The following is a 26,243-nucleotide window of genomic DNA, read 5'->3' on the forward strand; positions in this document are numbered from 1 at the left end:
CACTGCGGAGATACACGGCCCGGCTGGTTACCGCTTTCCGCGCACTCATGCGTCCCGGCCGCGCAACGCGTGATGCGCAGCCGGGGTTTCAGGCCACTGACGCCGCTATCAGCGCTCGTCGATCGGTACGAAAGCGCGTTCGGTCGCACCGGTGTAGATCTGGCGCGGCCGGCCGATCTTGCGCACCGGGTCGTTGATCATCTCGCGGTAGTGGGCGATCCAGCCGGGCAGCCGGCCGATCGCGAACAGCACGGTGAAGAACTTGGTCGGGAAGCCCATGGCCCGGTAGATCAGGCCGGTGTAGAAGTCGACGTTCGGGTAGAGCTTGCGCTCGATGAAGTACTCGTCCGAGAGCGCCGTCTCCTCCAGCGACTTGGCCAGGCCCAGCAGCGGATCGTCCGGCGCGAGCTTGGCGATGACGGTGTCGGCGATCTGCTTGACGATCTTCGCGCGCGGGTCGTAGTTCTTGTAGACCCGGTGCCCGAAGCCCATCAGCCGCAGGCCGGGGGTGCGGTCCTTGACCTTGCCGACGAAGGTGGCGATGTCGTCGCCCGAGCCGTGGATCTGTTCGAGCATGTCCAGCACCGCCGCGTTGGCGCCGCCGTGCAGCGGCCCGAACAGCGCGTTGATGCCAGCTGAGATGCTGGCGAACAGGTTGGCCTCGGCCGAGCCGACCAGGCGCACCGTGGAGGTGGAGCAGTTCTGCTCGTGGTCGGCGTGCAGGATGAACAGCACGTCCAGCGCCCTGGTCAGCTCCGGGTCGACCTCGTACGGCTCGGCCGGCAGCCCGAAGGTCATCCGCAGGAAGTTCTCCACCAGGCTCAGCGAGTTGTCCGGGTAGAGGAACGGCTGGCCGACCGACTTCTTGTACGCGTACGCGGCCAGCGTCGGGAGCTTGGCCAGCAGCCGGATCGTGGACAGCTCGACGTTCGGCTCGTCGAACGGGTTGAGGGCGTCCTGGTAGAAGGTGGACATCGCCGACACGGCGGAGGAGAGCACCGGCATCGGGTGCGCGTCGCGCGGGAAGCCGTCGAAGAACCGTTTGAGGTCCTCGTGCAGCAGCGTGTGCCGCCGGATGTTCTCGGCGAACCGCTCGTACTGCGGCCGGGTCGGCAGCCTGCCGTAGATCAGCAGGTAGGACACCTCGATGAAGTCGGCGTTCTCGGCCAGCTGCTCGATCGGGTAGCCGCGATAGCGCAGGATGCCCGCGTCCCCATCGATGTAGGTGATCGCGAAGGAGCAGGCGGCGGTGTTGACGAAGCCGGGGTCCAGCGTGACCAGGCCGGCTTTGGCCGCGAGCTGTTTGATGTCGATGCCGTGCGCGCCCTCGGTGCCGGCGGTCACCGGCAGTTCGAGCTCGGCGCCGGCGTGGCGCAGTGTGACGGACTCTACGGATTCAATGGTGTCTGACATGCCGCTTCCTCGCGCCGATCGGCTGGTCCGGCCGCCGTCGCGGCCACCGCTCCTCCCACCGTAACCCGCGAGCCTGCCGCGAACACCGGAGGAGCGGAGAACGGCACGCGGCTCCCGCCGGGGCGGGAGCCGGGTGCCGCGTTTACCGTCGCCGGATTCAGGCGGCGGAGGTCTGCGGGACCTCGTGCACCAGGATCTCCGCGTCCGGGGCGACCCGGCGGGAGTGCCAGAACCCGAAGCCGACCAGGATCGCCATCAGGAACGCCAGGGTGAAGGACGCGATGGCGGCCCAGAAGGCGATGGCCGCGAACACCGAGAACGCGTAGGCCTCGAGCAGCAGGCCGCGCAGGGTGGTGCCCCGGAAGACGGTCTGGACCTCGCCCTGCAGCGTGGTGTTCGTCGGGTCGGCCTGGGCGGCCGCGCTCACCTTCGAGTAGACCCCGCCGTACGGCATCTCGGACAGGTGCACCGCGATGAAGTGGTCGGCGTAGGCCTTGGCCTGCGGGCCGGTGGTCAGCTGCTGGCCGGCGTACTGGTTGAGGTACGGGCCGATCTCCGGGCTGGCCAGCGCCTGGCTGCCCTTGGCCGGGAAGGTGATCTGCTGCTGGGAGAGCTGGTCGTGGACGTTGTTGCTGGCGAAGCTGTAGCCCCAGGTGGCCAGCACGCCGGCGATGAGAAGCGCCACCACGACCAAGATGCCGCCGAGGCTGGCCAGGATGTCGAAAGTCTTGCGGCGCATGACGCCACCCCTTCTGGTTTTTTCGCGTATCAGGTCTTGGCCCTCACGATCCACCCGAGGGCGAGACGGCAGTAATGGACCGTCCGACCTGGTAATCCGGGCCGAAAGTCCCCAGCAGGGCCCCCGGCTCGGCGGGAGTACAGGCGGCGCGGGACCGAACCCTGATGCCGGGACCTTGGGCCCTGGGCCGGCCTCTCGCGCGCGTGCTTCGCTTGAGGCCGCGGGCGAATTCTGCGGATCCCGCGCAGGCGGAGGTAGGAGACTTCATGGACCTGACGACCCGTTACCTGGGCCTGGAGCTGCGCAACCCGATCGTCGCCTCCGCCGGGCCGCTCTCACGCACCGTCGACGGCGTGCGCCGCCTTGCCGACAGCGGCGCCGGCGCCGTCGTGCTGGCCTCCCTCTTCGAGGAGCAGATCCGCCGCGAGGCCGAGTACGACCCGCAGCCGGGGCAGCTGGGGACGGACGACTTCGCCGACGCGTTGACCTTTCTGCCACCGGGCGGCCAGCGGCACGGCCCGCACGGCTACCTTGACCTGATCGAGAAGGCCGTCGCGGCGGTCGAGGTCCCGGTGATCGCGAGCCTCAACGGCTGCACCACCGGCGGTTGGACGAACTACGCGACCGCGATGCAAAGCGCCGGGGCTGCCGCGATCGAGCTGAACCTGTACTTCCCGCAGGCCGACGCGCTCACCCCGGGCCGCGAGGTCGAGCAGCGGCACATCGAGGTGCTCACCACCGTCAAGGCGGCGGTCGACATCCCGGTGGCGGTCAAGATCGCGCCCTACTTCAGCTCCCCGGGCGAGTTCGCGCTGCGCCTCGACCACGTCGGCGCGGACGGCCTCGTGCTGTTCAACCGGTTCATGCAGACCGGCATCGACCCGGACACCCTGCGGGTGAGCGCCACCTTCGAGCTCTCCCGCCCGGCGGACGCCGCCTACCCGCGCACCTGGATCGCGCGGCTGCGCGGACGCGTCAACGCCTCCCTCGCGGCGACCGGCGGCGTCGACCAGCCCGGCGACGTGGCCGCGTACCTGCTGGCCGGCGCCGACGTGGTGATGACGACCTCCGCCCTGCTGCGCCACGGCCCCGAGCACATCGGTTCGCTGCTCGACGGGCTGTCCGCGTGGATGCAGCGCAAGGGCTTCAGCGATCTGGAGCAGGTACGCGGCATGCTCGCCGAGGCCACGTCGCGGCACGGCAACACCGAGGCCAGCGCCCGCGCCGGATACCTCGACGCCCTGCATCAGGCGACTGAGCTGTACGCGCCGGACCGCTGACGCTGAAGACCGCCGAAGACCGCTGATTCGGAAGAGCTGGTCGGTTTCCCCGTCACGCCGGGTAAGTGCTGGTCTCAGTGGCTTTGACGGTGGCCCAGACCTCGGCGCCTGGAGCCAGGTCGAGTTCGGCGAGGGCGGCCGGGGTGATGTCGGCGGCGATCGGCAGCGGACCGGTCAGGTCGATGCGTACGTGGTCGCCACGCCGTTCGATGCCCGCGACGGTGACCGGCCATTGGTTGCGAGGAGTGCCGTTGGGGCGGGTGCGGTAGAGCGCGACGGCGGTGGGGCGGAAGGCGACGAACACCGGGCCCTGACGCGAGTCGGCGGTAGTGATCTCAGCCCCCTGCGTCAGGAGCACGCGGTGGTCGGTCGCGGTGCCGCGGTAGAGGTTGAGGCCGACGAGGCGGGCGATGTACTCGGTGCGTGGATGCCTGGCGATCTCGCCGGGCGCTCCGGCCTGCACCAGCTGTCCGTGTTCGATGACGATCAGGCGGTCGGCGAGGATCATCGCGTCGAGCGGGTCGTGGGTCACCAGCAGGGTCGCGCCGGTGAAGTCGGCCAGATGGTGGCGCAGCCGGGTGCGGATGTCCAGGCGGGTGTGGGCGTCGAGGGCCGCGAGGGGTTCGTCGAGCAGCAGCAGCCGCGGGCTGGTGGCCAGGGCCCGGGCGAGGGCGACTCGCTGGGCCTGACCGCCGGAGAGGGCGGCGGGGCGCGCGGCGGCGTGCTCGCTCAGCCCCAGGCGTTCGAGCCAGGCCGCGGCCACGGTGCGCGCGTCGGCCTTGGAGCGGCCTTGGCAGCGCAGCCCGAAGGCGACGTTGTCGAGCGCGGAGAGATGGGGGAAGAGCAGGTAATCCTGGAAGAGCAGGCCGATGCCGCGCCGCTCGGTGGGGATGCGGCGCCCGGTCGAGGTGTCTTCGACCACTGCGTCGTCGATGGTGATTCGGCCGCTGCTGAGCGCGTTGAGGCCGGCCAGCGTGCGCAGGGTCGTGGTCTTGCCCGCGCCGTTCGGTCCGAGCAGCGCGACGACTTGCCCGGCCTCGATGTGCAGGTCGAGGTCGAGGGCGAAGCCGGGCCGCTCGACGCGCAGGCGGGCGTCGACGCTCATCCGGCGCCCAGGCTGGCGGTGAGGCCCGCGGCGTCCAGGCCCCCTGTGTGCGCGTCCACCGTGTCCGCGTTCATGCCGTCGTCATCCAGCGCTCGCGCAGCGCGGCCAGCACCGTGATCGAGACCGCCAGCAGGATCAGGCTGAGCACGATCGCGGCCTGCGGATCGTCCTGCAGGGCGAGGTAGACGGCCAGCGGCATGGTCTGCGTGGTGCCCGGGAAGTTGCCGGCGAAGGTGATGGTGGCGCCGAACTCGCCGAGCGCGCGGGCCCAGGCCAGCACCGCGCCCGCGGCGACGCCCGGGGCGATCAGCGGCAGGGTGACCCGGCGGAAGGTGGTCCAGCCGGAGGCGCCCAGCGTCGCGGCGGCGTCCTCGAACCGGGGGTCCGCCGCGCGCAGCGCCCCCTCCACGCTGAGCACGAGGAACGGCATGGCGACGAACGCCTCGGCCAGCACGACCCCCGCGGTGGTGAACGGCAGGGTGATGCCGAACCAGGAATCCAGGTACTGCCCGAGGATCCCGCGCCGGCCGAGGGCCAGCAGCAGCGCGACGCCGCCGACGACCGGGGGCAGCACCAGCGGAACGGTGATCAGCGCGCGCAGCAGGCGCCGGCCGGGGAAGCGCGCGCGGGCCAGCAGCCAGGCCAGCGGCACCCCGAGCACGAGCGCGAGCGCGGTGGCCAGGCTCGCGGTGACCAGCGAGAGACGCAGCGCCTGGAGCACCTGGGTGCCGCGCAGCTGCGCGGTCAGGTCGCTCCACGGGGTGCGCACCAGCAGCCCGATCAGGGGCAGGGTCAGGAACGCCACACCGAGCAGCGCGGGCAGCAGCAGTGCGAGCGGCACGCGCCGGTTCGCGGTCGGGTGCGGGACGCGCCGCGGGCCTGTGGCGCGTCCCGTTCGAGGCCTGAGGCTCGGGGCTCGGCCGGGCATCACGGGCTCTGGAAGCCGGCCGCGTCGAGCACTTCGCGGCCGTGCGCGGAGAGTACGAACGCGACGAAGGCCTGTGCGGCCGCAGCGTTCGGGGCGTCCTTGAGCACGACGATCGGGTAGGTGTTGATCGCCTTGGCGGCTTCGGTGAAGTCCACGCCCTGCACCTTGCCGCCGGCCGCCTTCACGTCGGTCTGGTAGACCAGCGCCGCGTCGACCTCGCCGAGCTCGACCTTGGTCAGCGCCGCCTTGACGTCCGTCTCGAGGGTGACGGGAGTGATCTTGACGTTGCCCGCGGCCTCGGCCTTCGCGGCCGCCGCGCCGCAGGGCACGGTGGTCGCGCACAGTGCGACCTTGATCCCAGGCTTCGTCAGGTCAGGCAGGGTCTTGATGCCCTTCGGGTCGCCGGGCGGCACCGCGATCTCCAGCTGGTTCTTGACGAACACGGTCGGCGTGCCGGTCGCGTCGCCGGCCTTGGTGACGGTGTTCATCGTGGTGGTGCTGGCCGCGGCGAACACGTCCGCCGGCGCCCCGGAGACGATGCTGGCGGCCAGGGTGTCCGAGCCGCCGAAGTTGAACTTGACGGTCACACCCGCGTGTGCCGCCTCGAAGTCCTTGCCCAGCTGGGTGAAGGTACCGGTCAGCGAGGCCGCGGCGAACACGGTCACGGTGCCGGACAGCGCGGCGGCCGACGATGCGGCGCCGGAGGAGGCCGCCGTCGGCGCACCGCCAGAGCCAGAGCCAGAGCCAGAGCTGGAGGAGCATCCGGCCGCGGCAGCCAGCGCCACGGCCCCGGCCAGGGCCAGAGCCGAGGCGGTGCGGCCGCCGCGCAGCGCGAACGTCATGATCACTCCCGGTGGTCTGGGGCCGCGGCGCGGCCCGGTTAGAGCTCGACGACGACGTTGGTGGACTTGACCACCGCGACGGCCACCTTGCCGACCTGCAGGTCGAGCTCGTCGGCGGCCTCGCGGCTCATCAGCGAGACGATCCGGTGCGGTCCGGCCTGGATCTCCACCTGGGCCATCACTCCGTCGCGCACCACCTGGGTCACGATCCCGCGCAGCCGGTTGCGCGCCGAGGAGACCGCGCCGGCCCGCTCCTGCTCGGTGGTGTCGCGCTGGGACGCGGCGAACGCGGCCAGGTCGGTCCCGGCGATCCGCCGGTGCCCGTTCGGCTCGCGCTCGGCGGGCAGCCTGCCGGTGTCGACCCAGCGGCGCACGGTGTCCGCGCTGACGCCGAGCAGCTCGGCGGCTTCACTGATCCCAAACGTCGGCACGTCCACACGATAACCCGGAAGATGCTAGGCGAATCGCCACCACAGCATCGGAGTGGCGATAGAAATGAGACTGTGATCCTCGCATCTGCGAGATGCGGCACTTCCCTACTTCCCTGGCCCTCGGTCCGCGTACGTGGCGTCGATTTGCCTCAGCGTTGGTCGATGCGGTTAGTGTCTTCACCGGCCGGGCACACCATCGCCAAGGTTCGACGACCGAGTCGGTCCTGCGGAGGTCTCGGGGAGGGCGCGAGTGTCGCTACGGCGAGGACGGCACGCGGGGACAGCCGGGCGGTTCGTGCTGCAGGAGGCGAGCGCGTGAGCCGGATACCCGAGACGCTGCTGGCGAGTGTGCGAGCGCAGGTCGCCGCGCGTGAGGCCCGGATGCCGCTCGCGGAGATCAAGGAACGAGCGCTCGCGCGGCCGAGGCCGCAAGGCGGGATCCGGGCGCTGCGCGGCGAGCGGATCGCCGTGATCGCGGAGCTCGATCCCGCGAACGCGGAGTGCTGCGGAGTGGTCGGCCAGTGGGAGGACTGCGGCGTCGGCGCGATCGCCATGGCGCCCTCTCCTCATCCGGCGCCGGAGCCGTGGCGTCAGATGGCGGCGGTGTCTTCGCGCACGCGGATGCCCGTGCTGTGCATGGACCTGGTCGTCTCCAGCTATCAGCTCTGGGAAGCCCGCGCGAACGGCGCGGACCTGGTGTTGCTGACGGCGGCGGCATTGCCGCGTGAAGCGCTGGTCTCGCTCGTGGAGCGGACCGCTTCGCTCGGCCTGGCGGCTCTCGTCGAAGTGCGCGACGGACCGGACCTGGTGCTGGCGCTGCGCGCCGGTGCCCGCGCGGTGCTGGTGCGGGCGCCCGAGCACACGGACCCGGAGGCGGCGCGTGCCGCGATCCGTGAGCTGCTGCCCATGGTTCCCGGCGACGTCGTGCGGGTGGCCGAGTGCGGACCGGCGGGCCGCTCGGATCTGATCGCCTACGCGAGGCAGGGCGCTGACGCGGTACTGCTCGGGCGCTCGGCGCTGGCCGGCACCGATCCGTGCGCGACCCTGACCGGATTGGTGTCGATCGGCGCGCATCCTTCACTCGCCCGACGCGGCGCGCAGACGGTCTGACCCCGCCCCGCCCTCCAGCGAGCCGCGGTTGTCAAGGCACTGCCCCTTTGGGCACGTATCGCGTCCAACGAGGCAGAACGCGGCTCGCGGCATTGCTGGCCGCTGGAGCGGATCCCTACCGTCAAAGCTCTGACGGGCCGCACGTGCGGCCGGTGGACGAGCCGGGAGGGGATCGCGGGATGAGCGAGAGCGACGAGAGCGGCGGCAGCTGGTTCGACGGGGTCGAGCACACGCTCGACGGCGGGCTGGAGGCGGCCGGGCACTTCATTGAGTCGGCGGGCGAGGACGCGGCGCACGCCTTCGAGGCGGCGGGCGCGACGGCGGAGGACGCGGCGAAGCTGGTGGCCTCGGACGCCGACATGATCCCGGGCGTGAGCGAGGTCGTCTCGGTGGCGCAGACGGCGTACCACGCGGGAGCGGCGATCGGCGACGCGGTGACCGGGGACTGGGACGGCGCGGCCGACCAGTCGCTGAGCATGGCGGAGTCCGCCGGAAACGCGGCGACCTTCGGGGCGCTCGGGCTCGCGGAAGGCGCCTGGGACATCGGCAACGCGGCGGGCGGCGGCGGTGAGGGCTCCGACGCGCACCACATGATCCAGTCGGGGCTGCAGGCGGCCGGCAACTGGCTCGGCGACACGGCGTACAACCTCGTGCACGGCGACGATTCGTCCGGCGGCGACACCGGTGCGTCGAGCGCCGCGCCGAGTTCTGACAGCTCGTCAGGCGGCGACCCGGGGCCGAGTGACGCAGGCTCCTACGACGACTCCGGAGCCTACGGTGCGGACATGCCGATCGAGTAGGGCAGGAATGCCTCGCCCGACGTATGCGGGCCGCGTGCGGAGCCAAGAGCGGAGACTTGCGCGGCCCGATGCGCGGCGTGCCGCCGCCCGAAGCTCCTCCTCGCGGCACGTGAGCCGGTCACTCCTGGCCGTGGACAGCGTGCGTGCCGATCGGTGTCGGTGACGCGCCGTCGTGGTTCCGGTTCCGGTTCCGTGCCCGGCCGGTGATCAGGGGCCGCACGATGCGCGGCATCGCATGCCACGACGCCGTGCTGACGGGTTCGAGCTCCAATCCGCACGCCGCGATCAGCTGCTGCGTCGCGCGGTTGCAGCGGCAGCCCCGCGCGAAGCTGCGCCACGGCCCGACCATGCGGTCCTGCCGGCGCGCGAGCCTCGGCGAATCCGCACGCACGTGCTCGATGAACAGCAGTTGGCCGTCGTGGCGCAGCACCCGCGCTATCTCTCGCAGCACGAGATCCGGAGCGTCGACCGTGCACAGCACGAGGGTCGAGACCACCGTGTCGATCGAGCCGTCCGCGAACGGCAGGCGCTCCGCGGGCGCGTCGATCAGCCGCGCTTGCACGCCGCTGCGGCGCAGCCGCTTCTCAAGCCGGGCACGCATCGCGGGGTCCGGCTCGGCCAGGATCAGCTCGCCGACGTCACCGGGATAGTGCGCCAAATTCAAACCCGTGCCGCTGCCGATCTCGAGCGTGCGGCCCCTGACGCGGCTCAGCAGCTCCCCGCGGCGGGCGCGCATGCCCAGCCGCTCGCCGACCCAGACGAAGGGGTCGTACAAGACGGCGAATGCCCGTGCCCACGCTGCTGAACCGGCCGCCGGCGTCACCCGCTCGATGCTGTTCTCCATATCAGTGACCGTACGTACGACGCGGTCATCGGCGCATCGCCCGGCGCGGCCATCTCCGGGCGATGGCCCGTTCCGGCCACCGGTTACAACAGGCCCAGCCGTGCCGCCTCGGCGACCGCCGCCGCGCGTGAGCCGCGCCCGAGCTTGTGGCGGATGTTGGCGACATGGCGGTGCACGGTGTGCGGGCTGAGCACCAGCTGCTCGGCGATCTCCTGGTCGCTGAGCCCGCTCGCGACCAGGGTCAGCACCTCACACTCCCGGCCGGACAGCAGCGCCGCGGCGGGTTCCGAGCTGCGGCGCGCAACGACGGCGCCCGCGGTAGCGGTAGAGCCGGCGGCTTCGGGCGCGAGCACCGAGCGCAGGGCGCGCGCCACCGACGGCGCGTCCCCGGCCCACGGGAAATGGGCGCCGCCGTCGAGCGGGATCAGCGTCGCGCCCGGGATCGCCGCGGCCAGCTCCCGGCCGAGGTGATAGGGGATCGCGCGGTCGCAGCGGCGGTGCACGACCAGCGTCGGCGCGTGCACCTGCTGCGTCTCGGCCCGAACGTCGCCGCGGTAGACGAACCCCAGCAGCGCCGCCGCCGTCTCCGGGCTCGCCGCGGCGCGCTGATAGCGGGCCAGCCGCTCCTGCTCGGCGCTGCCGGCCTCGCCGAGGAGAATGTCGGCCAGCACCCGCGATCCCAGCCCCCAATGCGATCGCACCGTCGCCACGATCGCCTCGCGTACCTCCGGCGACGTGATCGAGGACCCGTCGGCGTACGCGCCGTACAGCAGCAGACGGCTGACCCGCTCGGGGAACCGGGCCGCGAACGCGATCGCCGCGCAGCCGCCGGACGAGCCGCCGATCAGGGTGGATTGCTCAAGTCCCAGCTCGTCGAGTACTGCGCGCAGCAACCCGACCTCGCCGTCGAGCGTCAGATCCTCGGCACGAACGTCGCGGTCGGACATCCCGACGCCGGGCCGGTCATAGCGCACGAGGGCAAAGCCGTCGGCGACCGACTCCCAGAACCCCCGAAACCGCTGGTCCCGCCAGTCGAGCTCGACGTGGCTCACCCACCACGCCGGCGCGATGAGCGGCGGCCCGGCGCCCGTCACCGCGTATGCGACACGGCGACCCGCGAACCGCAAGAACCGAATCGCGGCCTCGTGTGTCATCACCGCGAGCGTACCTGCGCGCAGCCGTCTCGGGATGTGCTCGGGTTCAACAAGTGATCAGGTACGTGCCAGCCGCACAATCGGCAGGCGTCGCGACGATTCAGCCGATGGCGTTCTCCCGTGGCTGCAGCAGCCCGATCACGTTGCCGTCCAAGTCGGTGAAGAGCGCGAACGAACCCACCCGCGGAATGGGAGTGGGCTGCACCAGCGCCCGGCCGCCCAGCTTGACGGCGTGCTCGAGGCTCGTGGCCAAGTCGTCGACGCTGACGTAGAAGGTGACGTACGTCGGCATGTCACCGTGCGTGCGCATCAGCCCGCCGCCGATACCGCCGTCCGAGGAGTCCACGACGGAGTACTCCGGGTCGCTGCTGTGGATCTCCCAGCCGAACAGTTCGCGGTAGAAGCCGGCTGATGCCTCGGGGTCCTTGATCCCGATCTCGAAGTGCACCACTGGATTCGGCATTTCTCCTCCAACCATCCAGAGCTTTGTGCACCTTCCATCGTTGGGCGCACGCGCGCGGGCGGTAGGGCCTAACGGCCGTGCTTGAGTGCCGACATCGTGTGCTCGCGCGTGACGCGGCCCATCGGGATCGCGATCAACAGGATGCCCGCGGCGGTGAAGATCGCGGCGACGACGAACAGCGTGACGCTGATCCACCCGAGCGAGGGCGCGGTGATCCCTACGTCGATATGCGCGCTGACCGGCGCCGAGCCGTCGGCGTTCATCACGACGACCATCCACGTGCCGTCGCGCGACGGCCAGGTGAGCGTCTGCGTGCCGGTCCCGGTCGCCGAAACGGTCCAGATGGAGGAGCGGTCCGGTGCGACGGCCGGTGCGGCGCCCGGATGATCGACGACGGTGTCGCGGCCGCCGCTCAGGTGGGTCAGGGTGCTGTGATGTGTGCCGGCCAGATACGCCTGCGCGGCGTCGGCCGGCGCGATGCCGACGAACACCGCGGTGGCCGGATCGGCGGCGGTCACGGTGACGCGCACGTCGCCGATCAGCGAGGTCTGATACCAGAGGTGCCCGTTGCCCCAGAGCGTCACCTTGTCGCTGGTCATGGCGTAGCCGCCGGTCCGGTAGTCGGCAGCGGCGACGGTGAGATATCCGCCGTGCCGAGCGCCCAGGTCGGCCCACAGCAGCGTGCCGCCGCCGCCGAGCGCGACCAGGCCGGCCAACACGAGCATAACGCCGCCGATGATCGACGCGACGCGGCCGGGGGAGTAGCCGGGAGCGGCACGAGGGGCCGGCGGTTGCGTCGGAGGGGCGCTGGACGGCCAGCCCTCGCTGTAACCCGGCATCTGGTGCGGCGCGGTGCCACTCATCTCCACCATCTCCCGCGATCGACGCTAGCGGCGTCACGCAGCTGCGCCAGAGCCGTGCGTCCCGGAGTATGGCGCCGATCAGCCCGACCCGGCTCGGGTTGCCGCCCTTCGCGAACATCACACAGGACGATGGCCTCTTCGACGCACGACCCGCATCGGCTATGGATGAATGCAGGAACGCGCCGACTTTGTCGGGCCGTCGGACGGATGGGAGGTGCGGCGGTGGCGTGGGTGCTGGTCGTGATCGCCGGGTTCTTCGAGACCGGGTTCGCGATTCTGCTCAAGCAGAGCGAGACCTTCACCAGGCTGTGGCCCACCGTCGGGTTCGCTGCTTGCGCGCTGATCAGCTTCGGACTGCTGACCTGGGCGCTGCGCGGGCTGGAGATCGGACCGGCGTACGCGGTGTGGACCGGCCTGGGAACCGCCGGCACGGCCGTTGTCGGCATCATCGTGATGGACGAGACGGCCTCGGTGCTGAAGCTGGTGTCCATCAGCCTGGTGCTCGCCGGCATCGTCGGACTGAACCTCTCCGGAGTCACCCCGTGACGCGCTCGGCGCGCGTGCCGTTCTGGAGCCGAAGCCGCGAGGGCGACGGATCCGGCACGCGCGCCGGGTTCGCGCTCACGTCGTCAGTGGCGAACGGGGGGTTGATCGATCACCTCATGGGTGTACGGTCCGAGCGCGCCGCCCGGCGTGGGAGCGGCCGTGAACAGATGACGCAGGGTGGAGAGGACCCACAGGCCCATCGTCGCGCCGAACAGCACGGCGAGGGCGGGCCCGTTCGCGGCGATCAGCGCGATGGCGCCGCCGACCAGCGCGGCCAGGCCGAGCAGGCCGGTGAGCGTGGCGTACAGCTCGACACCGGTGCTGCGGTGACCTCCTTCGAACACCTCGGCCGCGGAGCCGAGCGCGCAGCCTCCGACCGTGCCGAGGATCAGGATCGCGGTGGCGTTGCCCCGGGTGCTGGATAGCAGCCAACCGTCGGCACCGCGCAGGTGCGCCGTGTAGACGGCGATGATGGCGGCCATGAACGGGACCGTGGCCGCGTCGCGCCAGGTGAGTCTCATTGCTCGTCCCCTCCTTCTGGGAGTAAGGGGCTTTGAGTTCACCGTTGCTCTGCCGTCCCGGGCGCGCCAGTGGCGAACGGCCCACGACCTGGCGGCCGTTTCGCTACGAATCCACGCCGCCGTCCATGCGTTCGACGACCTCGCGGCGCGTCTGATTGACCGCCTCGTCCAAGCAGTCCAGCGCTGCGCGAAGGCGTTCGGCCACGACTCCCTCGTCGTTGAGCAGCGAGAGCGCGCCGTGGACCTCGAGGCTCGCCCGCAGCAGCGCCTCGACCACGGCGTGTTCGATCAGGCTGCCACCGACGGTGGGTCGCCTCGCCTCGTGGGGGAGTTCGCTGACGCCATGCTGACTGCCGAATGCCTGGATCACTGCCGGACCACCTCGTTCGCTCAGCCGCACTTGAGCGGAGCCGTTGAGCCGTCGGGGTCCAGGACAGCGTGGCAAGAGTGCCTTTCGGCCGGCGCGCGTGCAGAAGCCCGAGATTCGCGGACCGACACACACATCCTAGAGGCCGGGGGCATGAGCCGCCAGGAGACCGGGAGAATCGCCCGCGCCGGTTCCCGGTAGGGCCTAATCCGGAGCCGGGTAGGGCTAACGACCCTGGTGACGCGGACCGGGCGGACCTAGGTTCGAGCCGTGTCAAGCCCTGAGCTCGGGATCGCGTCCGCGTCGCCGCCTACTGCGGAGCAAGCGCACGCGGACGTCGACGCCCGGCAGATGGCGCGGCTCCTGCACGTCTCGGCGGTGAGCGTGTTCGTCGCGGACCGGCGCACTGGCGAGCTGCGTTCCGCGGCAGCGTCCCATCCCGCGGCGCGCGAGTTGGACGCGATTCAAGCAAGCGTTCACGACGGGCCCGCATACGCCGCCCTTCGCGATGGAGAGGCGCTTTCCACGGCGATCCACGGCGCCGCCGACGCCAGGTGGCCGGTGTTCACGAAAGCCATGGACGGCTCGTCGTTCGCCGGAGCCAGTGCGGTGCCGGTGATGCGTGATGGCCATGCCACCGGTGTGATGATGCTCTATTCGCAGCGCGCGGTCGGGCTTCGTCCGACCTCATCGCACTACGCGCTCGCCAGGCTCTTGGCCTCGGCGCTCGTGGCTGCCGCCGTGCGTGAGGAGGCGATGCGCGACCTGCGGGACACGATAGCGGGACTCGGGGCGTTGCTGGATCGGGTGAACCGGCTCGTGCAGGACGGCGCCGCCGGGGTCGCCGCGGTTTCCCAGGACTAGACCCGTGCCAGGACCTGGGTTGCTCGGCGCGATCTGATGGAGCGTCATGAGAGCCGGTTCGGGTGCGGGTTCGATAGGCTCGGCGCGTGTCCGCAGGTCTTCGCGCCGCAAACCTGGAAGTGCATCCGGCAGATCGCCGGCGCACGGGCTACGCTGCCGAATCCGCCGGCGGCCTCCCGTGACTGATCCGCGCGCAGTTCACTCCCCGGGTGAGGGCTACGCGGCCGTGGCCATCGCCGCGTCGGCGGGCGGCATCTCCGCGCTCGAGACACTCCTGGGAGAGCTTCCCGCCGCCTTCGCCGTGCCCGTGCTCGTGGTTCAGCACTTGGATCCCCGGCGCGACACGCTGATCGCCGAGGTGCTCGCCCGCAGCACCGCACTCACCGTGAAGCTCGCCGAAGACGGAGAGGAACCGCGCTCCGGAGTGGTCCACATCGCGCCGCCCGGCTGTCACCTGACCGTCGTGGCCGGCGGTGCCCTCGCCCTCTCGGACGCCGCGCCGGTGCATTTCGTGCGGCCCTCGGCTGATGTCCTGTTCGAATCGGCGGCGAGCGCATACGGCGCGCGCCTGCTCGCCTGTGTCCTCACCGGCACCGGCCGCGACGGGGCGGACGGGGTCAGTGCGGTCTGCCGGTACGGAGGTACCGTGATCGTGCAGGATCCGGAGACCGCCCAGTTCGGCGGAATGCCTATGGCGGCGGTCGGCGCCTGCCCGGAGGCCCGTGTGCTTCCGCTCGAGCAGATCGCCGCCGTGATCCGCGCACTCGTGGCGGCGCCGCGGCGATGACCGGCAGCCCTGTCCGCAATCAGCGCGCGCACGGCGCGGGAGGATCGATGTCGGACGCACCCGCCCAGGGCGACGAGCACCGCGAGTTCGAGGACCTGCTCGTCTTCATCCGCGACAGCCGCGGCTTCGACTTCACCGGCTACAAGCGCTCCTCGCTCGCGCGCCGGATCCACAAGCGGATGGCCGAGCTGGGCGCCGCCTCACACGCCGACTACCGCGACCTGCTGGAGGCGGACGCCGAGGAATTCCGCACCCTGTTCAACACGGTCCTGATCAACGTCACCGGATTCATGCGCGACGGCGAGGCCTGGACCTATCTGCAGCGGGAGATCGTGCCGCAGGCGGTGGCCGACGACGGCGAGATCAGGGTGTGGAGCGCCGGCTGTTCCACCGGGGCGGAGGCGTACTCGGCTGCGATCATCTTCGCCGAGGTCATGGGCATCGAGGAGTGCGTCAAGCGGCTGAAGATCTACGGCACCGACGTCGACGACGAGGCGTTGCAGACCGCGCGTACGGGCACCTATTCCGCCAAGGCGCTGCGGTCGCTGCCCCCGCAGCTGGTGGAGAAGTACTTCGACACCGACGGCGAGGACTACTCGTTCCGCGCCGACCTGCGCCGCCGGGTCATCTTCGGCCGCCACGACATCACCCGCGACGCGCCCATCTCCCGGCTCAGCCTGCTCATCTGTCGCAACACCCTGATGTATTTCAACGCTCAGGCGCAGACCGACATCGTCGACCGCTTCCACTTCGCGCTCAAGCCCGCCGGCCACCTGTTCCTCGGCAAGGCGGAGATGCTGCTCTCCGACGGCGACCGGTTCGAGGCCGTCAACATGAAGAACCGGGTCTTCCGCCGCCGCGCCGGGGAGTCGCGGCTGCAGCACGCCCCCCAGCCGGCCAGGCCGGAGAGCGCGGCGGCCCGCGAGTCGCGCGCCGCCGGCCGCAGGCGCGCCGCCCGGGACCTCACCCTGGAGACCGCGCCGAACGCGATGATCACGCTCGACGCCGACGGCGTCGTGGTGATGTTCAACGCGCAGGCCCGGGCCCTGTTCGGCTTGATGGCGCACGACCTGCACCGGCCGTTCCGGGACTTGGAGCTGTCCTACCGCCCGCTGGAGCTGCGTGCGCTGGTCGAGCAGGCCGAGTCGGAACATCGCAGCGTGCGGATGCCGGCGGCGCAGCGCCGGCTGCCGACGGGGGAGACCCAGTACCTCGACGTGCTGGTCCAGCCGCTGTCCACGGCGGACCGGGAACGCGCCGGAGTATCGCTGACCTTCGTCGACTGCACCGCGACCGTCCGGCTGCAGAACGAGGTGCAGCGCATCCGCCAGGACCTCGCCACGGCCTACGAGGCGCTGCAGTCGACGAACGAGGAGCTGGAGACCACCAACGAGGAGCTGCAGTCCAGCATCGAGGAGCTGGAGACCACCAACGAGGAGCTGCAGTCGACCAACGAGGAGCTGGAGACCACCAACGAGGAGCTCGAATCCGGCAACGAGGAGCTGCAGGCGGTCAACGACCAGCTGCGCAGCCGCTCCGCCGAGCTCGACGAAGCGCACGCGTTCCTCACCGGCGTGCTGGCCAGCATCGGCGCCGGCGTCGTCGTCCTGGACGCCGGCTCCCGGGTGCGCAGCTGGAACACGAGGGCCGAGGACCTGTGGGGCTTGCGCGCGGCGGAGGTGGAACTGAAGGAGTTCTTCGCGCTCGACTTCGGACTGCCCACGGCCGAGCTGAGAGAAGCGGTCGAACAGTGCCGCGCCGCCAAAACCCGCGTCGGGCCGATCCGGCTAGCGGCGATCAACCGCATCGGGCGCGCCATCACCTGCTCCGTGATCTGCTCGCCGCTGCACCAACCGGCCGAGGGTCTCGTGCTGCTCATGGAAGAAGCCGACCGCATCGGCTGACCGCGATGGGCGGGTTGGCGCGAGCGGGCCCCGCGCGGGTGGATCGGAGTTACGCTGCGGCTATGACGCCCCCTCCGTCGGTGCCGCGAACCGTGCGCGTCGCCCTCGGCTGGGCCGCGCTCGAGCGGCAGCGGGGCCGTCGTGCGGCTGCGGTCGCCGCGCGGCACGAGGAGCGGGCGACCGCTGGCCCCGAGGTCATGCGCGAATTCCACGAGCGGCTCGCGCAGACCCACCGCCGCGCCGAGCAGCGGCACTACACCGCCGCCCGCATGCACGAGTCGTTCGCGGCCCGCCTGCGCGCGCGGGAACCGGAAGTCGCGCAACTGCTGCGGGTGTTCATGGCCGCAGTGGCGGAGACCGCGGATGTCGCGGGGGCCGCCGTGACCCTCTTCGGGCCCGAGTCGGTCGAGACCCTCGCGGCCGCCTCGGATGAACGCGCCAAAGCCGTCCAGGACATCGAGTTCGCCCTCGGCGAGGGCCCCGCCCATTCCAGCGTCGAGCTGCACAGCGCGGTACGGGCGCGCGGCGCGGCGTTGCTGGAACGCTGGCCCGTCTTCGGCCCGGCGGCCGCGGACCTCGGCGTGACGGACGTGGTCGCGGTCCCGGTCCAGCCGGCGGGAACCCCGCTCGGCGCGCTGACCGTCTTCGATCCGAGCGACCCCGCCGTCCAAGACGGATTCGAGCGCCTGCACGTGATCGCCGACACTCTCTCCCGGATCATGCTCAGCCCGCGGCAATCCGCCGAAGGCCGCGGCGGCGCGGCCGAACTGCCGTCGCTGTTCGCGCAGGCGGACATACACGCCACGGTGCACCAAGCCAGCGGCGTGCTCGCGGCTCAGCTCGGCTGTCCGCTGGCCGAGGCCCTCTCCCTGATCCGCGCCCACGCGTACGCCGAGGGGGTCTCGATCGACAGCGTCGCCCAGGACATCGTCGACCGCCGGTTGCGCCTCGACCGCTGACTTAGCGCGGAAATCGCTCGGATGTTCTCGCCTCGGACGCGGCGCGCGGGACGATGCTCACGGATGTGGCAGTAGCCTGGTCGCGACGGATTGGGGTGGCTCATGGTGGGCAGAGCCCAGGCCGTTCACGACCTGCTCGTCACGCTGGCTGACAGCGTCGGCGTGGAATCGCAACAGCAGAACCTGCCGCAGCTGCTCGCGGACGGGGCGGCCGGTGTGGCCAAGACGGACGCCACGGTACTGCTTGACGAGGCCGGCACGCTGGCCGTCGCCGCGGCGCACGGAACCGAAGCGGCGGACCTCGCCGCGACGGAGGTCGAATCGGGCCAGGGTCCGAGCGTGGACTGCTTCCGCGACGGCGCCCCCGTTTCCTGCACCGACCTGCTCGACCAGGCCCTCCTTTGGCCGCTGTGGGCCGGGCAGGCGCGCGCGGCGGGATTCACCGCCGTGCACGTCAGGCCGCTGCGACGCAGGCAGTACCGGATCGGCGTCCTGATTCTCCTGGCGAACGAGGCCTCACCGCAGCTGACCCACCGGCAGCTGGCCACGGTGCAGGCGCTGGCGGACGCCGCGACCGTCGGGCTGCTGCATCAACGGCTGCTGCGCCGCCAGGCGCTGGTCACCGCCCAGCTGCGCTTCGCGCTCGACAGCAGGATCCTGATCGAGCAGGCGAAGGGGGTGCTCTCCGAGCGCACCGGCAGCACCGTCGACCAGGCCTTCCAGCTGCTGCGCGAATACGCCCGCAGCCACGGCCGCAAGATCCACGAGGTCGCCGCTGACGTGATCGGCGACAGCCTGCGCCTGCCGGACCGCGCGGCCGACCGCCCGCAGCCGCCCGCGAAGTGAAATAACGGGCGCGTCCCCCGTTCGGGTGCCGGATTCGGGACGTTCGGCCGTTGGCCGGCGGCCCCGGGGCGTCTGGAATGGACTCAGTGCGACGACGCGGAGAGAGGCGATCACGATGCACGCGAAGGTAGGCGACACACTGCACATCCACGCCAGGCACACCGACTCGCCGGACCAGTGGGGCCGGATCGTGGAGATCCGCGGCACGGACGGCACCCCGCCGTACCTCGTCGAGTTCCCGGACGGGCACGTGGGCCTGCTCTTCCCCGGTCCGGACGCCGTCATCGAGTCCCAAATCCCGGCCGGCGAGCGGTCAGCCGCGCTCAGCGGCCATCGCCGCCGGGTCCACACGCTCCGCGGCTGGTGACCGCCCGCCGCCGGCGAAGGGAGTCTCGTCGTGTTCTTCGTCGATCGGCAGGACGCCGGCGAGCAACTGGCCGCGCGGCTGGAGTACCTGCACGGCCCTGACGCCGTCGTGGTGGGGTTGCCGCGCGGCGGCGTCCCGGTAGCCGCCGAGGTCGCCGAGGTGCTGGGCGCGCCGCTGGACGTGTGCCTGGTGCGCAAGGTGGGCGTGCCCTTTCAGCCGGAGCTGGCGATGGGCGCGATCGGTGAAGACGGCGTCCGCGTCGTGCACCAGGAACTGGTGCGCGCGGCGCGGGTGAGCGAGCGGGAGTTCGCGCAGGTCGAGCAGAGCGAGCGGGCCGCGCTTGAGCGGATGCTTCGCTGGTATCGCGGCGGGCGCGGGCCGCTGGACGTCAGGGGCCGCACGGTGATCGTGGTCGACGACGGACTGGCCACCGGAGCAACCGCGCAGGCCGCCTGCGCCGTGTTGCGCCGCCGCGGCGCGTCCCGGATCGTGCTGGCGGTGCCGGTCGGCGCGCCGGAGGCGGTGGAGCGGCTGCGCGGATTCGCGGACGAGGTCGTCTGCGCCCGCGCTCCGCGGGACCTGTCGGCGATCAGCCTGTACTACGCGCGATTCCAGCCTGTCAGCGACAGCCGGGTGATCGAGTGCCTTGAGCACGCGGCCAAGCGCTTCGGTGACGTCGCGGCCGCCGAGACGGCCGTGGCCGGCTTCGGCGGAGCCAGACGCGCCGCGCGCGTGCCGGAGGTCGAAGTCACGCTAGGGCGGGTGCAGCTCCCCGGCCGGCTGGAGATTCCGGAGAACGCGCGCGGGATCGTGGTGTTCGCGCACGGCGCGGGCAGCAGCCACACCAGCCCGCGCAACCGGTTCGTCGCCGGCCAGCTCAACCGCGCGCGCCTCGGCACCCTGCTGTTCGACCTGCTCACCGCGCAGGAGGCCGCCGACCGGCAGGCGGTGTTCGACATCGACCTGCTCGCCGAGCGGCTGACCCACTCGATGCGATGGCTGCGCGAGCAGCCCGGCGCGGCGCGGCTGCCGATCGGCCTGTTCGGCGCCAGCACCGGGGCCGCCGCCGCGCTGCAGGCCGCGGCCGACCCGGACGCCGACGTCGCGGCGCTCGTCTGCCGCGGCGGTCGACCCGACCTGGCCGGCCCGTACCTGTCCGCGGTATCGGCACCGACGCTGCTGATCGTCGGCTCGCACGACCACGCGGTGATCGACCTCAACCGCCGCGCCCAGGCCAGGATGCGCTGCGAGAGCCGGCTGGTGCTCGTCGCCGGGGCGGGTCATCTGTTCGAGGAGCCGCACACCCTCGGGGTCGTCGCGCGGCTGGCCCGCGGCTGGTTCGCCTACCACCTGCAGTTCGGCGGCGTCGAGCGTTCGCCGGCGGACTCGGCCACGCTCAGGCGCGCCCGAGTCCGGGCCTGAGGGTGTAGTCGGTGAAGCCGAGCACACTTCATCGGACACCTCCCGCATCCGAGTACTGAACTACCGTCGCGTCGTGCTCAGTCGCCGTGTCCGAGGCTGGAAGCGAGCTCGCTGAGCTTGCTCAGGCGCACTTCGAGGCTCGGGTGGGCGGACAGCAGCCCGGAGAACGCTCCCCGCGTCTTGCCGACCGGAGCGATGAAGAACGCGTTGAACGCCTGGGCCGTGCGCAGATCCCGGGCCGGGATGCGCGCGTTCGCGCCGGCCAGCTTGACCAGCGCGGAGGCCAGCGCCGACGGACGGCCGGTGAGGATGGCGCCGCCGCGGTCCGCGGCCAGCTCCCGATACCGTGACAGGGTTCTGATCAACAGGAAGCTGATCGCGTACACGGCCGCGGACACGACCATCAGCCCCAGCAGCATGGCGAGGAACGCGGGATTGCTCTGCCGTCCGCGGCCGCCGAAGAGCGTGCCGTAGAACGTCAGGCGCACCAGCAGTCCGGCCAGCACGCCGAGGAACGAGGCCACCGTGATCACCGCGACGTCGCGGTGCGCGACATGCGCGAGTTCGTGCGCGAGAACCGCCTCGAGCTCCTCCCCGTCCAGGCGGCGCATCAGTCCGCGGGTCACGCACACGACGGCGTGATCCGGATTGCGCCCGGTCGCGAACGCGTTGGGCAGGTCGGTGTCGGCGATCGCGATGGCGGGCTTCGTCATGTCCGCCTCGGCGCACAGCCGCTCGACCACAGCGTGCAGGTCCGGCTGCTCGGCCGGGGTGACCAGATGTCCGCGCATCGCGAAGAGCGCCATCCTGTCGGAGAACCAGTACTGCGCGAACAGCAGCGCGGCGGCGATGAGCAGCACCGGGAGCCAGGCGCGCAGAATCGCGAACAGCGCGGCCGCGAACGCCACGTACAGCAACCCGAGCAAAAACACCGTGCCCAGCATCCGCACCGTCAACTGCCGATCCGCAGGAAAGCGCGTACGCACTCCGCCGCTCATGGCACTCAGCCCTCCCAGCCGGCGCACTGCCGCACTCGGAATCCGCTTCCTCTCCTTCGAGTGTGGTCGCCTTCCGGCGCGGCGGAAAGGGCCGTTCGCACCGGGTCAAGAGGCCGTGCGGTTCACTACGGCGCACAACCGGACCGTGCTAGTGCCCTTATTCGGTGGGCGTCTGATGACAATGGTCCCTGTCGCCCCAGGGCCCCCGCGCGCATGCTCGTGACATGGACGGCGACGGACTGTTCCGCGCGGACGGCGTCACCAAGGTCTATCCGAACGGGGTCAGGGCCAACGACGCGATCTCCCTGCACGTGGCGCTGGGGGAGGTGTACGGCCTGCTCGGGCCGAACGGCGCGGGCAAGACCACCCTGGTGAAGCAGGTCATCGGCCTGCTCAAGCCGACGTCGGGGCGCATCACGCTGGGTGCCCGCGACCTGGTGGCGGATCCGGCCGGGGCGCGCCAGCTGTGCTCATACCTTCCCCAGGCGCAGGTACCGATCGACTCGTTCCGGGCCCGGGAGGCGATCGTGCTGTGCGGACGGGTGCGCGGCGGCGGCCGGGCCGAGGTGGAGCGGCGGGCGGACGAGCTCATCGAGGCGCTCGACCTCGGCCAGTGGCGGGACAAGCGCGGCATCGGCCTGTCCGGCGGCGTGAAGCGGCTGGTCGGGTTCGCGATGGTCACGGTGTGCCCGGGCCGGCTCGTGATCCTGGACGAGCCGACCAACGACGTCGACCCGCTGCGCCGCAGGCTGCTGTGGGAACAGGTGCGCCGGCTCGGGGACCGGGGCGTCGCGGTGCTTCTCGTCACGCACAACGTGCTGGAGGCGGAGAAAGCCGTGGACCGGCTGGCGGTCATCGACAACGGGAGGCTCGTCGCCGAGGGCACGCCTTCGGCGATGAAGGCCCACGATCGCGGCTACCTCAGGCTCCAGCTGATGATCGCGCCGGGACGCGGCGCGCCCGCGCTGCCGCCGTTCGCGCACCGCTCCACCCTCGTCGGCCGCAATCTGATGACCGTGATCGCCCGACAGGACGCCGCGGTCGGGATCTCGTGGGCTGAAGCAGCCATCGCGGCCGGCGCGGCGGAGGAGTACGCGCTGAGCGCCACCTCACTCGAAGACGCCTATATCGAGCTGACCGGCGTCAACTCCAGCGATGACGGCGCCGACGGTGACGGTGACGGCGGTGGTTACGGCGGTAGCAGTAGCGACGGTGGCGGACCCGATGACCTCGAGGGCTGAGATGGCGGGGCTGAGACCGGGCTGGTCGTGGCCGCAGGCGTACTGGCGGATGGTCGCCTGGGAGTTCGCGGATCTGCGCTTGTACCTGCCGGTGCTCAGTGCCGTCCTGATCCTGCAGGGCGCCGGCCTGGCACTCGGCGTAGGTCTGCTCTTCAGCACGGTGCCGCGGGCCGCCGCCGTCTTCCTGGTCACGGGGGCGCCGGTGATGAACCTCATCACGGCCGGGCTCATCTTCGAGCCGCAACTCGTCGCCGAGCAGCGCACCCGCGGCAGCTACGAGTTCCTCCAGGCGCTGCCCGTTCCGCGCAGCGCCGCGGCGCTGGCCTGGTACACGGTGGCGCTGGTCACCGCGCTGCCCGCGGTGGCCCTCACGCTGTTCACCGGTGTGGCGCGCTACCACCTGGACCTGACCGTGTCGCCGATGGTCGTGCCCGCCATGCTGCTGACCTGCCTGACCGGGGTGCTGCTCGGCCTCGCCGTCGCGCACGGCGTCACGGTGCCGATGGTCGCGATGCTGCTGAGCACCACGCTGATCTTCGTGATGACCGGATTCAGCCCGGTCGCCTTTCCCGCCGGGCAGCTGCCGGGCTGGCTGGCCGCGGCGAATCAGTGGCTTCCGTTCGGCCCGATGGCGACGGTCGTGCGGGCCGCACTGGTCAGCGGGGTGGCGAGCGGAGTGCCGCGCGCGTATCTCGTGGTGACCGCGTGGGCGGCCGGTTCGGCGCTCGTCGTGGCATGGGCGCAGGGGCATCGAAGGTGACCGGAGGTGGGTCGTGAACGTGCGGCGCGGCGTGCGGTACTGGATCGACAGCTACGCGGCCATGCTCAGGTTCGATCTCGCCGCGCAGCGCAACTGGCTGCCGATGTTCGCGCTCATGCAGATCCTGTTCGGCGCCGGCATGGCGATCATCTACGGCTTCTACATCGGTCACCTGTCCAAGGACGCCGCCCTGTTCATCGTCAGCGGTTCGCCCGCCCTCGCGGTGCTGACCGCCGGGCTGATCGGCGTCGTGATGATGGTCACCGAGCGGCAGCAGGCCGGCACCTGGGATTTCATCTGGTCGCTGCCCGCCCCGCGATCCGCCGCCGTAGCCTCCACCTTCACCGTGTTCACGCTGCTCGCGGTCCCCGGGATCGTGGCTACCCTGGCGCTGGCCGCCTGGCGATACGGCGTGACCCTGACCGTGTCGCCGATGGCGGCGCCCGCGCTGCTGCTCTCCTCGGTGATGGCCACCTCGGTCGGCTTCACCATGGCCCAGCTGGTCGCCAGGCCGCTGGTCACCAACGCCATCGTCAATGCGCTGATCTTCGTGGTGCTGCTCTTCTCGCCGGTGCAGTTCCCGATCAGCCGGCTGCCGCTGTGGCTGGCCGACGTCCACCGCGTGCTGCCGATCTACTACATGGGCCAGGTGCTTCGAGCCTCAGTGACGCGAGGGCTGGTCTCGAACCTCGCCTTGTCGTACGCCGTGCTCGCCGCCTGGACCGCGGTGGCCTGGGCCGGGGCGGCTTGGGCCATCGCTCGCCGGCGTTAGTCCGCGCCTGGCACCTGCGGCCGAGCGACGCGAGCCGCGCGAGTTACCGTCACCCTTCCTCGGTGTACAGCGCCTCCACGTCGCCGGCGAACTGCGTCAGGACGTGTTGCCGCCGCGTTTTCTGAGTCGGCGTCAATTGGTCGCCGACCGTGAAGTACCCCGGCACGATGCGGAAGCGCTTGATCTGTTCGGGGCGGGAGACTTCCCCGTTCACCTCGTCGATCGCGCCCTGCACCGCCTCGCGCAGCGCGGGGTCCTCGTTCAGGTCCGCCACGGTGGCCGAGGGCGACAGGTGGTGCTCCGCCTTCCATTCCTCGAAGGACTGCGGGTCGAGCGCGACCAGCGCCGTGATGTACGGTCGCCGGTCACCCACGACGACGCACTGCTCGATCAGCCAGTGCGCGGCCAGCCGGTCCTCCAGGAAGGCGGGGGCGACGTTCTTGCCCGACGCGGTCACGATCAGGTCCTTCTTGCGCCCGATCACCGAGAGGTATCCGTCGTTCAGCTCGCCGAGGTCGCCGGTGTGCAGCCATCCGTCCGCGTCCAGCGCCTCGGCCGTGGCCCGCGGGTTGTTCCAGTAGCCGCGGAACACCGCCGGGCCTTTGACCAGAACCTCCCCGTCCGGGTTGATCCGCACGGTGTTACCCGGCAGCGGACGGCCGACGGTGCCGACCCGCAGCGCGGCGGGCAGGCTCAGGGTGACTGCGGCGGCCGTCTCGGTCAGGCCCCAGCCGTCGAGCACGTTCACTCCGACGCCGCGCATGAAGTGCCCGAGCCGGGCATCCAGCGGAGCGCCGCCGCTGGCGGCGTACCGCAGCTGTCCGCCGAACGCGGCGCGCAGCCGCGCGTACAGGAGCCGGTCGAACAGGGCCCGCCGCATCCGCAGCCGCCAAGACGGCGATCCGTCGGCCAGTGCGCGGCTGTACGCCACGGCCGTCTCCGCCGCGGCGTGGAACAGGCGCGCCCGGCCGGACTGCTGCGCCCTGCGCTCGGCGCGGTTGTAGACCTTCTCCAGGACCCGCGGCACGACCAAGGTCACCTCGGGCCGGAATCCGGCCAGCTCCCGCGGCAGGTCGTCCAGATCACTGGTGAAGCCGATCCGCATACCCGCCCGCACTCCGGCCAGGGTCGCGACGCGGGCCAGCACGTGCGCGAGCGGCAGGAACACAAGCATCGACGAGTCCTCCACGAGCACGAGGTCGGCGATGCCCTCGGCCTCGAGCACACTGCTGACTTCCGCCACGAGGTTGCTGTGCGTCAGCACGCAGCCCTTCGGCTGGCCTGTCGTGCCCGAGGTGTAGACGATCGTCGCCGGGGAGTCCGCCGTCGCGGACCGCCTGCGGCGTTCGACCTCGTCGCGGGTTATCGCCGCGCCGGAGGAGGAGAGCGCGGCGAATCCGGCGTCGTCCACCGTCCACATGCGGTCGGCGAGCGATCCGCAGGCCGCTGCGACCTCTGTGCCCAGCTGGCCGCCCTTGACGAACACGCCGGTCGCGCCGGAGTCGGTGAGTATGCCGGCGATCTGCGCCGGCGCGGCGGTGGGATAGGCGGGCACCGTGACGGCTCCAGCCGCCCAGATCGCGTAATCGCACACGACCCACTCGTAGCTGGTATCCGCTATCAGCCCGATGCGATCACCGGCCTGAACGCCGGACGCGATCAAACCGGCGGCCACGGCGAGCACTTGATCGACGAACTCGCGCGCGGTCACGGACCGCCAGCCGGCGCCGGCCTTCCGCGCGAACGAGAGGTGGTCGGGGCGCTGCGCGGCCCAGTCGAAGATGTCGTCCGACGTGTTGCGCGCCGGCCCGACGGTGAACCGCGCCGGCGTGGACGACTGTAGATTCAGTGATGAGACGGCCACGCTTCCAGCGTCCTGCGCCCGGCTCCGGGCGGCACGGGTCTTAGTTCGCCATC

Annotated in this window: 28 protein-coding genes; 14 read left to right on the top strand and 14 right to left on the bottom strand. The window is 71.3% G+C overall.

What is annotated here, in order from left to right; translation table 11 throughout:
- Positions 1–108: 108 nt before the first annotated feature.
- Together VFB40_RS08975 and VFB40_RS08980 are read right to left on the bottom strand one after the other, a co-directional pair.
- Positions 109–1,413 carry a citrate synthase gene (locus tag VFB40_RS08975; protein ID WP_324848844.1) on the bottom strand — a complete coding sequence of 435 codons (1,305 nt, stop codon included), beginning with the start codon at positions 1,411–1,413 and terminating at the stop codon, positions 109–111.
- A gap of 157 nt (positions 1,414–1,570) precedes the next feature.
- Positions 1,571–2,152, bottom strand: coding sequence for a hypothetical protein (locus VFB40_RS08980; RefSeq protein ID WP_324848845.1), 582 nt, complete (start codon positions 2,150–2,152; stop codon positions 1,571–1,573).
- 266 nt (positions 2,153–2,418) lie between these two features.
- Between VFB40_RS08980 and VFB40_RS08985 the strand changes: the two genes are divergently transcribed.
- Entirely contained in the window at positions 2,419–3,432 is a 1,014-nt protein-coding gene (locus tag VFB40_RS08985; RefSeq protein ID WP_324848846.1) for a dihydroorotate dehydrogenase-like protein, read from the top strand.
- 52 nt (positions 3,433–3,484) lie between these two features.
- Here VFB40_RS08985 and VFB40_RS08990 read toward each other — a convergent pair whose 3' ends face one another.
- The 4 genes from VFB40_RS08990 to VFB40_RS09005 form a co-directional block, all read right to left on the bottom strand.
- Positions 3,485–4,537 carry an ABC transporter ATP-binding protein gene (locus VFB40_RS08990; protein WP_324848847.1) on the bottom strand — a complete coding sequence of 351 codons (1,053 nt, stop codon included), beginning with the start codon at positions 4,535–4,537 and terminating at the stop codon, positions 3,485–3,487.
- Between the two features lie 70 nt (positions 4,538–4,607).
- Positions 4,608–5,465 carry an ABC transporter permease gene (locus VFB40_RS08995; RefSeq protein WP_349261403.1) on the bottom strand — a complete coding sequence of 286 codons (858 nt, stop codon included), beginning with the start codon at positions 5,463–5,465 and terminating at the stop codon, positions 4,608–4,610.
- Positions 5,465–6,307: a molybdate ABC transporter substrate-binding protein gene (gene modA, locus VFB40_RS09000; RefSeq protein WP_324848849.1), complete on the bottom strand. Its 843-nt coding sequence runs from the start codon at positions 6,305–6,307 to the stop codon at positions 5,465–5,467. The genes VFB40_RS08995 and modA overlap by 1 nt, the downstream gene beginning before the upstream one ends.
- A 38-nt stretch (positions 6,308–6,345) precedes the next feature.
- Complete coding sequence (locus VFB40_RS09005; protein ID WP_324848850.1) at positions 6,346–6,738, bottom strand: TOBE domain-containing protein; 393 nt, start codon at positions 6,736–6,738, stop codon at positions 6,346–6,348.
- Positions 6,739–7,053: 315 nt separating this feature from the next.
- Here VFB40_RS09005 and VFB40_RS09010 point away from each other — a divergent pair, with 315 nt between their 5' ends.
- Both VFB40_RS09010 and VFB40_RS09015 read left to right on the top strand, forming a co-directional pair.
- Positions 7,054–7,848 (top strand): beta/alpha barrel domain-containing protein, encoded by a 795-nt coding sequence (locus VFB40_RS09010; protein ID WP_324848851.1) that lies wholly within the window; start codon positions 7,054–7,056, stop codon positions 7,846–7,848.
- A 179-nt stretch (positions 7,849–8,027) separates the two neighbouring features.
- Positions 8,028–8,648 carry a hypothetical protein gene (locus tag VFB40_RS09015; protein ID WP_324848852.1) on the top strand — a complete coding sequence of 207 codons (621 nt, stop codon included), beginning with the start codon at positions 8,028–8,030 and terminating at the stop codon, positions 8,646–8,648.
- A 118-nt stretch (positions 8,649–8,766) separates the two neighbouring features.
- On the opposite strand, the gene VFB40_RS09020 is transcribed toward VFB40_RS09015, so the two are convergent.
- The 4 genes from VFB40_RS09020 to VFB40_RS09035 form a co-directional block, all read right to left on the bottom strand.
- Positions 8,767–9,492, bottom strand: a complete 726-nt coding sequence (locus VFB40_RS09020; protein ID WP_324848853.1) for a class I SAM-dependent methyltransferase — start codon at positions 9,490–9,492, stop codon at positions 8,767–8,769.
- 83 nt (positions 9,493–9,575) lie between these two features.
- Positions 9,576–10,646: an alpha/beta fold hydrolase gene (locus tag VFB40_RS09025; RefSeq protein ID WP_324848854.1), complete on the bottom strand. Its 1,071-nt coding sequence runs from the start codon at positions 10,644–10,646 to the stop codon at positions 9,576–9,578.
- A 100-nt stretch (positions 10,647–10,746) separates the two neighbouring features.
- The gene (locus VFB40_RS09030) at positions 10,747–11,109 is read right to left on the bottom strand and encodes a VOC family protein (RefSeq protein WP_324848855.1); all 363 of its coding nucleotides are present in this window, start codon (positions 11,107–11,109) and stop codon (positions 10,747–10,749) included.
- Between the two features lie 68 nt (positions 11,110–11,177).
- Positions 11,178–11,972 carry a hypothetical protein gene (locus VFB40_RS09035; protein WP_324848856.1) on the bottom strand — a complete coding sequence of 265 codons (795 nt, stop codon included), beginning with the start codon at positions 11,970–11,972 and terminating at the stop codon, positions 11,178–11,180.
- Between the two features lie 222 nt (positions 11,973–12,194).
- Here VFB40_RS09035 and VFB40_RS09040 point away from each other — a divergent pair, with 222 nt between their 5' ends.
- Positions 12,195–12,518: a DMT family transporter gene (locus tag VFB40_RS09040; protein WP_324848857.1), complete on the top strand. Its 324-nt coding sequence runs from the start codon at positions 12,195–12,197 to the stop codon at positions 12,516–12,518.
- 83 nt (positions 12,519–12,601) lie between these two features.
- On the opposite strand, the gene VFB40_RS09045 is transcribed toward VFB40_RS09040, so the two are convergent.
- Together VFB40_RS09045 and VFB40_RS09050 are read right to left on the bottom strand one after the other, a co-directional pair.
- Positions 12,602–13,039 (bottom strand): hypothetical protein, encoded by a 438-nt coding sequence (locus VFB40_RS09045; protein WP_324848858.1) that lies wholly within the window; start codon positions 13,037–13,039, stop codon positions 12,602–12,604.
- A gap of 103 nt (positions 13,040–13,142) precedes the next feature.
- The gene (locus VFB40_RS09050; protein WP_324848859.1) at positions 13,143–13,409 is read right to left on the bottom strand and encodes a hypothetical protein; all 267 of its coding nucleotides are present in this window, start codon (positions 13,407–13,409) and stop codon (positions 13,143–13,145) included.
- A gap of 267 nt (positions 13,410–13,676) precedes the next feature.
- On the opposite strand from VFB40_RS09050, the gene VFB40_RS09055 reads away from it, so the two are divergent.
- The 7 genes from VFB40_RS09055 (at position 13,677) to VFB40_RS09085 (ending at position 20,555) form a co-directional block, all read left to right on the top strand.
- Positions 13,677–14,270 carry a hypothetical protein gene (locus VFB40_RS09055; protein WP_324848860.1) on the top strand — a complete coding sequence of 198 codons (594 nt, stop codon included), beginning with the start codon at positions 13,677–13,679 and terminating at the stop codon, positions 14,268–14,270.
- A gap of 178 nt (positions 14,271–14,448) precedes the next feature.
- Positions 14,449–15,057 (top strand): chemotaxis protein CheB, encoded by a 609-nt coding sequence (locus tag VFB40_RS09060; protein ID WP_324848861.1) that lies wholly within the window; start codon positions 14,449–14,451, stop codon positions 15,055–15,057.
- A gap of 47 nt (positions 15,058–15,104) precedes the next feature.
- On the top strand, positions 15,105–16,961 hold the full coding sequence (locus VFB40_RS09065; RefSeq protein WP_324848862.1) for a CheR family methyltransferase: 1,857 nt from the start codon (positions 15,105–15,107) through the stop codon (positions 16,959–16,961).
- A gap of 62 nt (positions 16,962–17,023) precedes the next feature.
- Complete coding sequence (locus VFB40_RS09070) at positions 17,024–17,920, top strand: ANTAR domain-containing protein (RefSeq protein WP_324848863.1); 897 nt, start codon at positions 17,024–17,026, stop codon at positions 17,918–17,920.
- 102 nt (positions 17,921–18,022) lie between these two features.
- Complete coding sequence (locus VFB40_RS09075) at positions 18,023–18,766, top strand: GAF and ANTAR domain-containing protein (protein WP_324848864.1); 744 nt, start codon at positions 18,023–18,025, stop codon at positions 18,764–18,766.
- Positions 18,767–18,881: 115 nt separating this feature from the next.
- Complete coding sequence (locus VFB40_RS09080; RefSeq protein WP_324848865.1) at positions 18,882–19,133, top strand: DUF1918 domain-containing protein; 252 nt, start codon at positions 18,882–18,884, stop codon at positions 19,131–19,133.
- Positions 19,134–19,163: 30 nt separating this feature from the next.
- A complete protein-coding gene (locus VFB40_RS09085; RefSeq protein ID WP_324848866.1) occupies positions 19,164–20,555 on the top strand; it encodes a phosphoribosyltransferase family protein in 1,392 nt (463 codons plus the stop codon).
- 77 nt (positions 20,556–20,632) lie between these two features.
- On the opposite strand, the gene htpX is transcribed toward VFB40_RS09085, so the two are convergent.
- Entirely contained in the window at positions 20,633–21,541 is a 909-nt protein-coding gene (gene htpX / locus VFB40_RS09090) for a zinc metalloprotease HtpX (RefSeq protein ID WP_349261404.1), read from the bottom strand.
- A 236-nt stretch (positions 21,542–21,777) separates the two neighbouring features.
- On the opposite strand from htpX, the gene VFB40_RS09095 reads away from it, so the two are divergent.
- The 3 genes from VFB40_RS09095 to VFB40_RS09105 are packed head-to-tail and all read left to right on the top strand — an operon-like array spanning position 21,778 to position 24,326.
- Complete coding sequence (locus tag VFB40_RS09095) at positions 21,778–22,794, top strand: ABC transporter ATP-binding protein (RefSeq protein WP_324848868.1); 1,017 nt, start codon at positions 21,778–21,780, stop codon at positions 22,792–22,794.
- A complete protein-coding gene (locus tag VFB40_RS09100; RefSeq protein WP_324848869.1) occupies positions 22,778–23,554 on the top strand; it encodes an ABC transporter permease in 777 nt (258 codons plus the stop codon). The genes VFB40_RS09095 and VFB40_RS09100 overlap by 17 nt, the downstream gene beginning before the upstream one ends.
- A 13-nt stretch (positions 23,555–23,567) precedes the next feature.
- A complete protein-coding gene (locus tag VFB40_RS09105; RefSeq protein WP_324848870.1) occupies positions 23,568–24,326 on the top strand; it encodes an ABC transporter permease in 759 nt (252 codons plus the stop codon).
- 49 nt (positions 24,327–24,375) lie between these two features.
- Here VFB40_RS09105 and VFB40_RS09110 read toward each other — a convergent pair whose 3' ends face one another.
- On the bottom strand, positions 24,376–26,190 hold the full coding sequence (locus VFB40_RS09110; RefSeq protein WP_324848871.1) for an AMP-dependent synthetase/ligase: 1,815 nt from the start codon (positions 26,188–26,190) through the stop codon (positions 24,376–24,378).
- Positions 26,191–26,243: the final 53 nt, after the last annotated feature.

Source organism: Actinocrinis sp. (genome assembly GCF_035650855.1).
GTDB lineage: Bacteria > Actinomycetota > Actinomycetes > Streptomycetales > Catenulisporaceae > Actinocrinis.

Excerpts from the sequence above, each read along its gene's own strand:
- VFB40_RS08975 (WP_324848844.1), bottom strand. The coding sequence starts at position 1,413 with ATGTCAGACACCATTGAATCCGTAGAGTCCGTCACACTGCGCCACGCC.
- VFB40_RS08980 (WP_324848845.1), bottom strand. The coding sequence starts at position 2,152 with ATGCGCCGCAAGACTTTCGACATCCTGGCCAGCCTCGGCGGCATCTTG.
- VFB40_RS08985 (WP_324848846.1), top strand. The coding sequence starts at position 2,419 with ATGGACCTGACGACCCGTTACCTGGGCCTGGAGCTGCGCAACCCGATC.
- VFB40_RS08990 (WP_324848847.1), bottom strand. The coding sequence starts at position 4,537 with ATGAGCGTCGACGCCCGCCTGCGCGTCGAGCGGCCCGGCTTCGCCCTC.
- VFB40_RS08995 (WP_349261403.1), bottom strand. The coding sequence starts at position 5,465 with ATGCCCGGCCGAGCCCCGAGCCTCAGGCCTCGAACGGGACGCGCCACA.
- modA (WP_324848849.1), bottom strand. The coding sequence starts at position 6,307 with ATGACGTTCGCGCTGCGCGGCGGCCGCACCGCCTCGGCTCTGGCCCTG.
- VFB40_RS09015 (WP_324848852.1), top strand. The coding sequence starts at position 8,028 with ATGAGCGAGAGCGACGAGAGCGGCGGCAGCTGGTTCGACGGGGTCGAG.
- VFB40_RS09020 (WP_324848853.1), bottom strand. The coding sequence starts at position 9,492 with ATGGAGAACAGCATCGAGCGGGTGACGCCGGCGGCCGGTTCAGCAGCG.
- VFB40_RS09025 (WP_324848854.1), bottom strand. The coding sequence starts at position 10,646 with ATGACACACGAGGCCGCGATTCGGTTCTTGCGGTTCGCGGGTCGCCGT.
- VFB40_RS09030 (WP_324848855.1), bottom strand. The coding sequence starts at position 11,109 with ATGCCGAATCCAGTGGTGCACTTCGAGATCGGGATCAAGGACCCCGAG.
- VFB40_RS09035 (WP_324848856.1), bottom strand. The coding sequence starts at position 11,972 with ATGAGTGGCACCGCGCCGCACCAGATGCCGGGTTACAGCGAGGGCTGG.
- VFB40_RS09045 (WP_324848858.1), bottom strand. The coding sequence starts at position 13,039 with ATGAGACTCACCTGGCGCGACGCGGCCACGGTCCCGTTCATGGCCGCC.
- VFB40_RS09065 (WP_324848862.1), top strand. The coding sequence starts at position 15,105 with ATGTCGGACGCACCCGCCCAGGGCGACGAGCACCGCGAGTTCGAGGAC.
- VFB40_RS09070 (WP_324848863.1), top strand. The coding sequence starts at position 17,024 with ATGACGCCCCCTCCGTCGGTGCCGCGAACCGTGCGCGTCGCCCTCGGC.
- VFB40_RS09075 (WP_324848864.1), top strand. The coding sequence starts at position 18,023 with ATGGTGGGCAGAGCCCAGGCCGTTCACGACCTGCTCGTCACGCTGGCT.
- VFB40_RS09080 (WP_324848865.1), top strand. The coding sequence starts at position 18,882 with ATGCACGCGAAGGTAGGCGACACACTGCACATCCACGCCAGGCACACC.
- VFB40_RS09095 (WP_324848868.1), top strand. The coding sequence starts at position 21,778 with ATGGACGGCGACGGACTGTTCCGCGCGGACGGCGTCACCAAGGTCTAT.
- VFB40_RS09100 (WP_324848869.1), top strand. The coding sequence starts at position 22,778 with ATGACCTCGAGGGCTGAGATGGCGGGGCTGAGACCGGGCTGGTCGTGG.